Raw genomic sequence first — 13405 nt, 5'->3', positions numbered from 1 at the left:
ATCCAGGACATCATAGCTCAGCCCTTGTAAGGCTCATCACCAGTTTTAGCTCTTGGTTTTAGTTGTTGGCCACCAATTATATTTTTTAAGTATACTCATAACTGCCGGTACAAGTATCGGTCTAACTATGAATGTATCAAACAATATAGTTAAACCAACCGCTAAACCAATCTCCTGTAAGAATCTCATGTTGGACACAATCAGCGACATAAATGCACCTGCTAAAATGAGACCTGCAGCAGTAACTGCAAGACCAGTGCTTTCCACACTTTTAACAATACGCTCCTCCTCATTACCCTCCTCCTCTAGGATCCTGACTATTATGAACATGTCGTAGTCAATACCTAAACTATACATTATGGCAAAGACTATAAGTGGAGATAACCAATACACACTACCAAATATTATGTGCAGTAAAGCAACACCAAATAATGAACTCAGAAGAAGTGTTAGTGAAAGCCTTATGGGAACTATAATAGAACCTAAGACAAGACCAAGATAAAGTGTGATAATCAATATAGTTACAGGTAACACAAAACTGTAATAAATCGAGACAGTATTGTCAATTATATCTACCCTCTCCGCATTAGCACCGCCCACAAGGTAACCCATCTTTATAAGGTTTTCAGTGAAGTTTATGGCTTGATTACTAAACACAGGAGATGGGATATAAATCTCAACAAGTGTGTAATTGCCTGTGAAGAAGAAATTAGTTAATTCTGTGGTAGTATTTAAGAGAGTTCTACCTATACCAGCTGGTCCTATTATGAAGCCGCCTCTATCTATTACATATTTAGATAGGCTGTAGATTTGACTGTATGACTGATTTGGATTCCCTTTTATTATAACGTAATCCACACTGTAATTGAAGAAATTATTTAACTCTTTTTCTCCCACCAACACTTTACTATTTGGTGATACAATCTCACTTATGTCACCATTTGTACTCCCGTGAATAAAAACTAAATAACTAAATATTGCAATAAGAATCATAGAGGCTAATACAATATATCTATAGTTTATTGATTTTCTACTCACTTTAGAAAGGTACTGTTGTCTTATATCAATGGAACTTGGTAATTGCTTTCTAGGAAACTTCAAATACTTAATGGGCACTATACTTAAAGCACTCTTCATGAAGAGAATAGACGGGATTAGTGCAGATAAGCTAGCTATAACTAATGCTATTCCTATATTTTTAAGTAAAGGAGAAGGAGATATAAGAAATGATAAGAAACCTAAGCCTATACTTAACCCGCTGAAGAGAATTGCTTTTCTAGCATTCCTATAGGCTTTATTTAATGGAAATGTACTGCCTTTAGATACCTCCTCAAAATATCTATATAAAAATAGTACTGAGTAATCTATGGTAATCCCAAACACTATTGGTGGAATAACCAGACCAGAAATATAGTATATAGAATAACCTAGAAAGGTGGATATGTATAATGCAGTGTATGCTATTTCCAAACCTATAACAGCACTGATAATGAGGAGAATTATTGGTACTAATGCCCTAATTAAAACAGATAAGAGAATTGCGACCAGTAAAATAGTTACAATATCAATTACCCGTAAATCTGACTCCGTGGTTGACGCAGAATCTGCATAAACTGGTAGGTGACCCGTAACTGTGTAATTAATGCTGGAGATAAACTTCTCAATATTCTGTAAACTCTCGTTTGACGGAACTTGTACTATGAATAACCACTGATTGTCCTTATGAAAGTTAGAAATAGATAGATTTAAAGTATAGACTTTACTAAAAACTAACTTCTCTGCATATACATAAGGGTTTTCTAAGGCGGACTCGGGTATACTTTTACCTGTTAATAAATAAATAAGATATGAGTAATTACTGAAATTCATAATAGTCTTGTAAGCAAGTGATGTGTTACTATAGTTTGCGAAAGAAAATAATAATATAAAGGGATCACGGAAAACATATAGACTAGCATTCCTGGCTTTTTCAAGAAATGAACCAGGCTGTGCCAAAAAGATTTGTTTAAAAAGTACTGCCTGAGTACTATTAGAGTTAAATTTACCTTGAGGAATTCCATAAGTTACGTTCAATTGGTATGTGAAATACGTAAAGTTAGATAGAATAATTAACTTCTCGAGGGTAAGATTTCCATATAGATAGTAGAGTGGTAATATTTTAGTGTAAATTTCTTCTATTAACGGTTTAGAATAATTTTGTAATGTTTCATTAAACATTTTAAGGTATTCGTATGGTGTAATTAATTTAGAGTCGTGAGAGAGGTAGCGTAATGAATTGTTTAGTTTATCTAATATCTGCGAGTAATTTCCAGACGCTATTATGTAAATATTGTCATATGACGAGTAATTAAAATCTTTAACTAAAATTTGATCGACTCTTACACTGGAATATTGAGGTGTCAAGAAAGGAGAGTCTGAGTATACGAAATTATTTTGAATCATCAACACTATTGGCGAAAGTATAATAGCAATTATCAAGAACGTAATGAACGGTGCCTTTCCCACACTAATTCTGGATGTACCTTAAGTTAAAAGAATTAGTACTAAAAATACTGAAACAAAACCAAAAACCTTAAAACGTCAACAAAGACTTTATTCATTTCTTGGATTTACGGTTTTTCTCTCTAGAAGACCAACTTTGTTTCCATATACTGGCTATGGAATAGAATGATGCTAGCGACTGAACAATTAACGCTATAATACCATACATCAAAGTTTTCCCCCTCTCTTTTTCCATAATTTTTATCATAACCAATAGAAATGTTACACTACCTATAATACTCAGTACTCTTGGTAAAATAAATACAAGAACGAAATTAAAGGGAGGTAAATGCGCTCTAATGGGAACACCTAAAATCAATTGAACAATATTCAATCTTTCTAGAGAGGTAAAGGAGTCTGAAAGCATACTAAATACATCAAAATGAGGATATTGAAGAGGAACTAGGGAGAATACAACTAAGATAGGTAGAAGATTCATATATATGGTGTCAAATACGTATAGGTTTCCCCTTAGATTTAAGCTTCCATCCCTTAATGATCGTATGAAAAACAGATAGTTTGCTCTAGTCCACCTTACTACTTGTTTCACAAACTGTGATAAATTTTCTGGAGGTTTTGTATATGCAATTGCATCAATTGCTTTTATCGCCTTGTATCCTTTTTCTATAATGTATTCCGTCAAATCTCTATCATCGGATATCTTCAAAGAAATATTGAATATCTTAGAACTAGTGAAATCGTCTGACATAACATAGTTCCTTATGGCTGACGTTTTATATAATACACATTGTCCACTGAGAATTATAGTTCTTCCAAAATAACTTGTCGCTCTATTCACTATTTCACTCATAATCTCATAAAAATTAGCGTAATAATATGATATGTTTCCATTATTCCAGACCCTTATGCTAGGTGAAACACCACCTACGTCTTCTGTCATATAGCTTAGCATCCTTTCCAACGATTTTTTATCTATAAAAGTATCACTATCGAGCAGTAACACTAGACTTGTATCTATATATCTCATGCCTTCCGATAACGCAAATCTCTTTCCCCTTCTTTCTTTCAATTGTATAAAAATACCACCATTCTGTTCTGTAATTGCCCTATAAGGCTGATTAATACCATCTCCTACTACTACGAACTTTAAACCCATACTAGAAACCGACTTGATTACTTTTCTAAATATATCCTCTACTTCGTTATATACAGGAATGAGTACAGTTATGTCTGTAAAAGTATAATCAGGGCTACCTTTAATCCCTATAACTTTTTTAGGATCATATATTACAGCAAATAGACCGTTGAATATAAGGAAAGCAACGCTGAGAATTGCAGAAGTATATTGATATAGTAAATGCTCGAAAACTCCTGGAAACACAAAACTAAATGAATAGAATGAAATTTAAACTTAATCCTACCAGTCTATCTCACCATTTAGGAAAGGATTATTTAACTTTTCATAACCTAGTGTAGTAATGAATCCGTGCCCTGGATAAACGTTAAGCAAATCCTCTAAATCCATCAGCCTACGTAAACTTTTCTTTAGGTATTCCCTGTCCCCACCTAAATCATATCTCCCTATGTTCTCGTTAAATAAAGTATCGCCTGTAAACAAGTTATCCTCAATCATAAACGATACGCTTCCAAGTGTATGTCCTGGTGTTTCAATTACTTTAACCAAAATTTTACCAAAATTAATAACACCTTCTTTCAGATCACCGTCCACATTAATTTCTCTAGTTCTACTATCATACCTTAATATTATTTCGTCCTTTCTGCTCATGTAGAAGGGAACCTTAAAGTGTCTTTGAATTAACGGAACCCCAATAACATGGTCAAAATGCCCGTGTGTTGCAAGTATTGCCTTAAGATCAATATTATTAGTTCTAATATATTCTAAGATCTCAGAGGGATCTCCACCTACGTCTATGAGTATTGAATCATCTTCCTCGATGACCAAATATGAATTGGTGAAATAATCTCCAATCTCAAAACGTTTTACTGTTACCATCAATCATACTAATAAATTAATCAAAATAAAATCCTAACTAGATGACCGCCCTTAAACCATCTATCCTGGTTAGTCTGTTTGCTAACACAAAGGATATATTCCCTTTAGATTAATGAAACGTATGAAATACACTGATACAGCTCCAAAACTGTTTATGAACACAGGAACAAGATTTCCAAGAAGAATAATATGGGCAATGGGTCTAATAAAGTACGCCTGTGCAAGAGTTAATATGAACTTGGGTCTACTTGATAGAGAGATCGGCAGAGCTATAATTGAGGCAGCTGAACAAGTGATGAAAGGAGATCATGATGATAAGATCATTTTAGATGTATTTCAAACAGGCTCAGGAACTGGACTTAATATGAATATTAATGAAGTAATAGCAGAAACAGCCAGCAAGATCGCTAACAAACATGTACATCCCAATGATCATGTAAATCTTGGTCAGTCATCTAACGACACTGTACCTACTGGAATTAGAGTAGCTGCTGCAGCTGAAGTGGAAGAGAACTTAATCCCTGCCCTTACCAAGTTAATAAATACATTGGACAGAAAAGCAGAAGAATATAAGGATATTGTGAAAGCAGGAAGAACCCATCTGAGAGACGCCTTACCTGTAACTCTCGGTCAGGAACTTTCTGCATACTCAGATGCATTTAAGCATGATCTCGAGAACATCAGGCAAACCGTCGATTACGTAAAAGAACTACCAATAGGTGGAACTGCTGTTGGAACAGGCGCTAATTCACATCCAGATTTTCAGATAAAGGTTATTGACGAGATCAATAACGAGACAGGATTAGGGTTTAAACCTGCTAACAAGTTCAGAGCAATGCGACTTCTCACAGATTTACTTACACTGAGTGGAGCACTAAGGACTTCAGCAGTAAATCTCTACAGGCTAGGGCAAGACATCAGATTGATGTTCTCCGGACCCATGACAGGGTTTAATGAAATAGATTTACCTAGTCAAGAGGAAATAGCAGGAAGTAGTATAATGCCAGGCAAAACTAACCCTGTTACGGTTGAGGCTTCGTTACTGATATCTGCACAGGTGGTAGGTTTGGATCATGCAAACCAATTTGCATCAATGCTAGGTGAATTTGAATTGTCTATGGGAATTCCGTTAGTTGGATATAACGTAGTTACACAAACCAGGTTACTGGCAGAGGCTCTTAACAAGTTTGCTGATTTAGTAATCGATAAAATGGCTCCTAACCTAGAGAGAATGAGAAGATTAGCTGAAAGTAGCCCATCACTCATAACTATTGTATCACCGGTTATAGGCTACGATAAAGCTTCTGAAATAGGTAAAAAATTAGCTAAAGGACTATCTATAAGAGAAGCATTGAAGGAACTCGGATACAACGACGAACAGATAGACAAGATTTTAGACCTCAAGAAACTCACGAAACCAGGATTTAGCGCCAAGTGAGATTCATGGAGACATGTCTAGGAGTAGTAAAAAGAGGAGATTTTTTACTCTTAATTAGAAAGTTAAGAGGGATTGGAACAGGTTATATAAATTCAGCTGGAGGAAAATTAAGGAACATAGAAACACCCAGAGAATGCGTCGAAAGAGAGCTTTATGAGGAGTTGGGGATCAGAGTTCTCTCGTCCAACAGAGTAGGTAAAATAGAATTTCTCTACGGACAGGAAAAATATTTAATGCATGTATATCTTGTAACAGAATTTGAGGGAATTCCAAGGGCAAGTGAGGAAGCTATACCCATGTGGCTCAAAGAACCACCATACGAGGAAATGTGGCAAGATGATAAGATATGGTTACCTAAAGTCTTAGCAGGAGAAAAAGTGGATTGTAAGTTTTACTTTAGCTCAGACTGGAAAGAATTCTTTGGAGGAGAATGTAAAAGTTTAACCGAATTTACCTAGAACGTATTTTACTGTGAGCTCATTTCTAGGGTTATCAAATATCTCATATTTTGACCCCCACTCCACCACCTTACCATCATAAATAAAACATACATAATCAGATATCCTTTTTGCCATTTGAGGTGTATGCGTAACAATAATTATTGTAATTTCCTTTTTTAGCTCAAGTATTAACTCTTCAATTTTTCTTGCACCTACTACATCGATCATTGATGTTGGTTCGTCCATTAGTATAACCTTAGGTCTAAGTGCTAAAGACCTTGCAATTACTAATCTTTGCTGTTGCCCTCCTGAAAGATCAGACGCTTTAGCTTTTAATCTATCTTTTACTTCTTCATATAAATTAACTTTTTTGAGAGAACTTAGGACTATCTTGTCTATCTCCTCTTTCTTCTTAGCTATGCCTAAAACCTTGACTGGATAAGCAATATTATCGTATATACTCATATGAGGAAATGGATTTGGTTGCTGAAATACCATTCCAACCTCTCTTCTAAGCTTGGTTTGATCCATCTCGAAAATATTATTCCCCATGAACTGACTTCCTCCCCGCCCTAAAGGGCGAGGGTTCCGGGCATTAGGACTCTGTCGAGACCCGCACTTGCCCAGCAGTCAAGAGGCTCAGAGAACCCCTCCCATAAAGATTCATAACTGCAATAACATCACGATCATCCTCATAACCACATAAAACACACCTAAATTGCCTATACGCATATTCCTTCATTTCACCTTTACATTTCGGACAACGAGTAGAAGTATAAAACGCGGGAACTTTAACAACCTTTAGTCCACTTTTTATCGCTTGCCACTCAATCCAGTATTGAACACGACGATACTGCATTAAATACAATTTATCGTGAAATGGTTTGGCTAACTTATCAACATTCTTTATCATGTTGTTTAAATCCTCAATAAAGATTGCTGACGCATTATACATTTTAGCTATATCAACTACCCATTTTCCCGCTTTCTTTGCAAAATCCTCTAGGACACGTTTGGCTTTCCTATGAAAAGAAAGGTACCTCTCGCGTATCCTCTTAACTGTGTTTACCTTATTACCATACTTTTTCTGAAGTCCTTCTGCTAACGACTTGTAGTGTTTAGCATCATCAAGACGTGTTGATATAATAACATGTTCTTTATCATTGCCTACAGTGAGATTCTCCATGTTAACGTCAACAGCAACACCATCAGACGCTACGGGTGGTTGAGTTACCTTCCTAAAAGTCACTTTAAGGAATACCTTGTCGTTTACTATCTTCAGTCTAGCCTCCCTGATTTCCCAATCCTTATACAAGGCATAGTTTCTAGGATAACCAATAATGGAAAGATCACCAACAGAAGTTATGTTAACTTTCATTTTCTCAAGATCAAGTCTATATGACAGACTATGCGTTAACCACACTGAGAAGCGCTTAATTTTTGGAAAATTACCTTGCTTAGGATTTTTCCTCCAACCATTGTAGATTGTGACAGCGTTCCTATAACAATCTTGAGCAATTCTCCCGGGTAAATTAAACTTCTCTCTTAACTGTTGATAAACGGCGTGATGTATTTGCTTTACAATATTCTTCGCTGGCTTATTCTTCTTTAACCAATCCATTACGAAATCGAGTGCTTTGCCGTATCGCGAAACTAGGTAGAGTAGTCCGGCTGAGGGGGAGATCCTAAACGTGACTGTTGATTGGATCTCGATTCCCTCATGAGGGAGCTTAGAGTTGCTCCCCTTAACCTGACTACTCACAAGAGCATGAATGAACAAGTAGTTTAAAAAACTTTTACTAACCATAAATGGCTGGTTTTTCCTTCTTCTAAATCTACATCCCCGCCATAAAGGGCGAGGCTTTCGTTATTTTGTAAATTTCACCCTCTATTTTGACATTATTATTTAATTCTATCAATCTGTTTAAGGTCTTTAACAATGTAGATTTACCTGAGCCAGAAGGACCCATTATGGAAAACACTGAATTCTTAGTTATCCTGACCTCATCTATTTCCTTCAAAACATGTTTGCCATTTAACCATACATTTAATTTAGATATTTCAAACACAGAATCATTCATTTTCCCAATCCTCCTCTTATGAGTAGACGAGATATAACAAATATACTAAGGACAATGATAGCTAAAACTAGGGATGCACCCCAGGCCACTTCTTGCCAATTAGAATAGGGACTTTGAGCATAAAAATAAATAAGAACAGGTATAGCACTTACAGGGTTTCCTAAACCACTAAAGTATAAATTAAATGATGTTGCCACAGTAAACAACAAAGCTGCAGACTCACCAAATCCTTTAGCTAACCCCAATAATATACCAGTTAAGATACCCCTTCTAGAAGCAGAAATTATAGATAGAACAGTTCTAGATCTACTAAATCCTAAAGAGAATAATGTCTCCTCTAAAATCTGTCTAGGTATATATATAGAATCACTAATCTGCATTATAATATAAGGTAGCATTATTATGGCTAATGCAACAGAACCTGTTACCACACTAATTTTAAATCCAAAATCAAGTATTAGAACTCCAAACACAGAAATTCCTATTACCACAGTAGGAAATTCAACAATCGATTCGACCAGCTGTTGAGTTATTTTCGAAATTATGTTATTCGGATAAAATCCTAAAAATACACCTGTCATCAAGCCCAGTGGAATAGATATAGATCCTGCAACAACCACAAGTATTAAAGTACCTTCAAGCACTGTTCCAATTCCTCCCAATCCCTCGTTAGTGAATGGTGGTGGACTTATAAGAAAATTAAAACCTTGGTTCAAAATAGGCTGAATACCTTTTACTACGACGTCACTAAGAACCCAAAAGAACGGGAAAAACAAGAAAATTACTGATATTAGAGCTATGATAAATAGGGCAAGATCTTTTAATCTCATTTTATCCACCTGCTCAGACTTGCTGAGCGTATAATAAGGAGTTTGGCTATCACAATAAATATTAGACCTATAGCTAGAAGAATTAACGATAACATGAAAAAAGAAGATACATTTGTTTTAGTGAAAGCTTCCTCGAAGACGTTTGCTATAAATGATGGAATAGTATATCCCGGTGAAAATAAGCTAATAGAAGCGTTTAAGACGCCACCTACCGTTAATCCTACTGCAACGGTTTCTCCTATAGCCCTTCCATAAGCTAACGTGAATGCGACTAGTATGCCACTTCTGATGTATCTCAATTTAATCATAACCTTTCCCCATTTACCCATCCCTAGAGACAGTACAGACTCATCAATATACTTAGGAACCTGTGTGTATGTTTCCCTTATAATTGAGGAGGCGAATGGAGAAATCATGATCGATAAGACTATAGATGCTAAAAGATAGCTAGGCCCCAAAGGAGCAGTCGAAAAGAATGGTATAAACCCTAAATACTTATACATTGGATAAAAGACGTACTGAGTTAGGAAAGGTCCTAGCTTAATTAATCCCCAAAAACCATAAATAATGGTTGGAAATGATGCCATTAAGTCACTTATCGAGATTAAGAAATTCCTTAATGAAGGAGGAACTAATTCCACTAAAAATATAGTGGAAAATATAGATAATGGCAAGGATATCACAATAGCGATAATCGAGACAATAATAGTACCATATATAGCTGGCCAATACTCTCTTAAGTATTTCCCCGAAAGAGGAAATGCATAAGTAGAATTAAGAATTAAGAACGCTACTAGACTTAGCACAATAACTAACGTTAACCCTGAGGCGAACATAAAAATTAAAGATAACTTATCTAGTTTTTTATACATTCATTATACACCGCTTAACATCTTATAGACAGGTTGACCATTATACGTAATCTGATCCAACGTGTTGAGAACATACTGATCTACATTATTAGGTAGTGGTAAATAGCCATTTAGTATCTGATTCTGCCCAGTCGTAAATATATAGTGCAGAAAAATGTATATGCTAGCAGCCTTATTGAAATCATTATAATTTTTATTTATTACAAGAAAAGAAAAGGATACTATTGGATATGCGTTCTTAGCTTTTACATTAAGAAACATAAAGGTTAGATTTGATATATCACCTGAAAGTGGAGGCAATGAATTTAAGTTAACATTTGACACAGCGGTGGAAATGGTATTCGCGTTGAGAGGAACAAACTGCCCAGTTGAAGGGTTCTGAATCTGTGCTGTATAAATATTATTAGCTATAGCATACTGGAACTCTACATATCCGATGGAGTATGGCGTGCTCCTAACTATTGAAGAAACGCCTGAACTACCTTTTCCCCTAATCCTCTGCCTGTACTGTCTATAGGCCAGTTTATTGTTAAATTATAACTCATACCGCTATTTTTCCAATCAGAAGATGATGTATATAGCCATGAAGTAAATATATACGTTGTTCCACTTCCGTCAGATCTATGAACAGCTATTATTTCTTGATGTGGCATTTTGAAATTTAGATTTATCTTTTGTATTTGAGGATCGTCCCAGTATACTATCTTGCCTAAATATATATCGGCTAATATGCTTGCTGTGAGATTTAAGGGTCCGCTAATGTTTTGATTAAAGCCAGGCATATTATAAATTATTCCAACTCCTCCAACTATATCAGGTATCGTTAATAGTTGACCTTTCTGACTTACTATTTGAGACCACAAATAACTAGGAATAGGTACATCAGTAGCACCAATGTCATAAACACCATTTTTGAAATTATTTATACCTTGCCCGCTACCTACAGCATTATAAGTTATTTGTATTTTAGGATATGAATTCTCGAAATTACTGATCCAAACCCTGCATCTGAGGAGCAATAAATGTACTTCCACCAGCGACTAATATATTAGCTATTGACGTTGAAGGTGTTATTTGTGAACTATTACTATTGCTGTTATTACTTGATATGCTAGTTTTAGTTGAATTAGAATTATTGCTATTCATCATAAAAACCGCTATTCCTCCTATTACAACTGCTATAACTATTATCCCTATTACAATATACCCAACTGTTGAAATTGCTCTTTTCATCATACTTCTACTACTGAATTAAGCAACTAGTATTCTAAAAAGATTTTCTATATATATAAGTTATTTTACATAGATTTAAATAGATTTATATACTTAATATAGATATATGGTATCTATTTATTGTTGAACACCCTTGACACTAAAGATAAAGAGATATCGTATCTGAAACTCATATTGAAATGTCCACCGTCATACTCTTCATAAAAATGATTTACACCATGTTTGTTTAATTTCTCATGCAATATCCTTAGACCTATATCCAGTTTGAATTCATCCTTATTCCCTACATCTATGTATAACAACTTAAGATTTCTCAGGTTATCGTACATTTTATCCACTATTCTAACAGGATCTTTTTCTAACCACATATTCCATATACTGTAATTTATCTCTCCTGTTTCTAACTCAAACGGTAACAATATATCCGTATCCTGGGGAGAATAAAAGGCAGACATTGCAACTAATATTAGCGTATCAAGTAGATCTTTTCTTTTCCTGTCAGACCTCTCCCAAAAATGCTTCAACCATTCCTTTGGAGAGCTAAACTTCCTTAGGTGCTTCAGAACTCTAGGGAACATTGGAATATAGATGTACTCAAAATACGCATCGCCAGAATGATTAACCACTCCCGAAACTATCCTAGGATATTTCATGCCTAATACCATAGCACCATATCCACCAGAAGACTTGCCCATCAATACAACATTCTGAGCGTGATATTTGTCCTTAAAATACGGAATCAATTCCCTAACAATAAAGTCCTCGTAGAGACCAACAGCTGGAGAATTTATATATTGATTTCCTCCAACGTAAGTGAAGGTATCTGGTAAAAGAACAACCATGTTGTCTATTTTACCCTCTTTACTAAGCCTAGTCAATTTCTGATCAAAATTTTCTACTAAGGGATCATAATTCAATAAACTTATGGATGATGATAGAAAACCACTGAGATAAACAATCAAAGTAGGAGACGAAAAAGGATTCACCTCCAGTGTATATACTTTTCTTGATGAAGGATCATTCAATGGATTATTCTTGAGATACTGGCTATCAATCACTTCGCTTTTAACTACTACCAAATCTTATCAGAATCAAATTTAGATTAGTAAATAAAATGTGTATTGAAGGACAATCTATCGCATGTCGTTTTAATGGGTTAAATGATACTTTTCTCTAAAGGGTGAACAGAAATTATATATGGTGGAAAATTCTTCATAAGAAATTAAAATTCGTCTATGCATGAATATAATCTATGATAAATACATTTGATTTACCTGACCCATTACATATTATATCTATTCTTATTCCCAGTTAAAAGATAGAACCTGACAAATAAATTTTTGATATAATATATTTTAAACCTTGTATCTTCTATCCATATAATCGTTTTTCCTTACACACTTCACGTGTCTATTTCTAGGAATGATTTATTATTCATTGTTTTAGAGATTAAACATAAAATGGAATCACAACTTACTCTTATTACATTAACGTTGGTCATAGCAACTATATTTGGAGTCGCGTTAAGTAGGTTTAGAATATCGCCTATTCCAGCTTATCTGATAGCTGGTTTATTGGGTAAGAGTTTTGGCTTAGATTATGGTAGTGACTTGTTTAATTTTTTATCTACGTTGGCTATTAATTTAGTCTCTTTTAACGTGGGTATTTCACTCGACATAAGGGAGTTGAAAAATATTCTTTCAAAGGCTACTATAATAGCTATAACCGAATACATAGTTGGATTTACTATAATATCGATCATCTCACTAATTATTGGTTTGCCTTTTTATGACACCTTCATATTGACAATAATAAGCGTAACAACTAGCACGACAATTACCTAATAAATTAATTCAAAATAAAATCGATGATAAACAGTTTGGTCTCATATTAGCGGTCTTATCATTAGAAGATGTTATAACTTTCATAGCTCTTGGCGTTATATTATCGTCGAATTCCAATATAGTTGAAATATTACCAACATCCTTAGCCTCT

At 34.8% G+C, this 13405-nt stretch carries 12 protein-coding genes and 1 pseudogene; 3 read left to right on the top strand and 10 right to left on the bottom strand.

Annotation, left to right across the window (positions count from 1 at the left end):
* Nucleotides 1-45: 45 nt before the first annotated feature.
* The 3 genes from SUSAZ_00640 to SUSAZ_00630 form a co-directional block, all read right to left on the bottom strand.
* On the bottom strand, nucleotides 46-2505 hold the full coding sequence (locus SUSAZ_00640) for an antibiotic transporter (GenBank protein AHC50645.1): 2460 nt from the start codon (nucleotides 2503-2505) through the stop codon (nucleotides 46-48).
* A 91-nt stretch (nucleotides 2506-2596) separates the two neighbouring features.
* The gene (locus SUSAZ_00635; protein ID AHC52391.1) at nucleotides 2597-3883 is read right to left on the bottom strand and encodes a hypothetical protein; all 1287 of its coding nucleotides are present in this window, start codon (nucleotides 3881-3883) and stop codon (nucleotides 2597-2599) included.
* Between the two features lie 36 nt (nucleotides 3884-3919).
* A complete protein-coding gene (locus SUSAZ_00630; protein AHC50644.1) occupies nucleotides 3920-4516 on the bottom strand; it encodes a beta-lactamase in 597 nt (198 codons plus the stop codon).
* Nucleotides 4517-4637: 121 nt separating this feature from the next.
* Here SUSAZ_00630 and SUSAZ_00625 point away from each other — a divergent pair, with 121 nt between their 5' ends.
* The gene (locus SUSAZ_00625; GenBank protein ID AHC50643.1) at nucleotides 4638-5954 is read left to right on the top strand and encodes a fumarate hydratase; all 1317 of its coding nucleotides are present in this window, start codon (nucleotides 4638-4640) and stop codon (nucleotides 5952-5954) included.
* Nucleotides 5951-6412: an NUDIX hydrolase gene (locus tag SUSAZ_00620; protein AHC50642.1), complete on the top strand. Its 462-nt coding sequence runs from the start codon at nucleotides 5951-5953 to the stop codon at nucleotides 6410-6412. Before SUSAZ_00625 ends, SUSAZ_00620 begins: the two co-directional genes overlap by 4 nt.
* Here the strand turns inward: SUSAZ_00620 and SUSAZ_00615 are convergent.
* The 7 genes and pseudogenes from SUSAZ_00615 to SUSAZ_00585 form a co-directional block, all read right to left on the bottom strand.
* Nucleotides 6395-6946 carry a phosphate ABC transporter ATP-binding protein gene (locus tag SUSAZ_00615; GenBank protein ID AHC50641.1) on the bottom strand — a complete coding sequence of 184 codons (552 nt, stop codon included), beginning with the start codon at nucleotides 6944-6946 and terminating at the stop codon, nucleotides 6395-6397. The two genes, SUSAZ_00620 and SUSAZ_00615, sit on opposite strands and share 18 nt — an antisense overlap.
* 43 nt (nucleotides 6947-6989) lie before the next feature.
* Nucleotides 6990-8102: a transposase gene (locus tag SUSAZ_00610; protein AHC50640.1), complete on the bottom strand. Its 1113-nt coding sequence runs from the start codon at nucleotides 8100-8102 to the stop codon at nucleotides 6990-6992.
* A 127-nt stretch (nucleotides 8103-8229) separates the two neighbouring features.
* A complete protein-coding gene (locus SUSAZ_00605) occupies nucleotides 8230-8475 on the bottom strand; it encodes a hypothetical protein (protein ID AHC52390.1) in 246 nt (81 codons plus the stop codon).
* Complete coding sequence (locus SUSAZ_00600; protein AHC50639.1) at nucleotides 8472-9305, bottom strand: phosphate ABC transporter permease; 834 nt, start codon at nucleotides 9303-9305, stop codon at nucleotides 8472-8474. Before SUSAZ_00600 ends, SUSAZ_00605 begins: the two co-directional genes overlap by 4 nt.
* Nucleotides 9302-10024 carry a phosphate ABC transporter permease gene (locus SUSAZ_00595; protein ID AHC50638.1) on the bottom strand — a complete coding sequence of 241 codons (723 nt, stop codon included), beginning with the start codon at nucleotides 10022-10024 and terminating at the stop codon, nucleotides 9302-9304. Before SUSAZ_00595 ends, SUSAZ_00600 begins: the two co-directional genes overlap by 4 nt.
* A gap of 156 nt (nucleotides 10025-10180) precedes the next feature.
* Nucleotides 10181-11413, bottom strand: a pseudogene (locus SUSAZ_00590) (phosphate-binding protein).
* Nucleotides 11414-11523: 110 nt separating this feature from the next.
* Entirely contained in the window at nucleotides 11524-12489 is a 966-nt protein-coding gene (locus SUSAZ_00585; GenBank protein ID AHC50637.1) for an esterase, read from the bottom strand.
* 327 nt (nucleotides 12490-12816) lie between these two features.
* Here SUSAZ_00585 and SUSAZ_00580 point away from each other — a divergent pair, with 327 nt between their 5' ends.
* Entirely contained in the window at nucleotides 12817-13254 is a 438-nt protein-coding gene (locus SUSAZ_00580) for a hypothetical protein (GenBank protein AHC52389.1), read from the top strand.
* Nucleotides 13255-13405 lie beyond the last annotated feature (151 nt).

Origin of the sequence: Sulfolobus acidocaldarius SUSAZ (assembly GCA_000508305.1) — an archaeon.
Lineage (GTDB): Archaea > Thermoproteota > Thermoprotei_A > Sulfolobales > Sulfolobaceae > Sulfolobus > Sulfolobus acidocaldarius_A.
The sequence above is the reverse complement of the archived record's forward strand: the minus strand, read 5'-3'. Positions and strand labels throughout refer to the sequence as shown.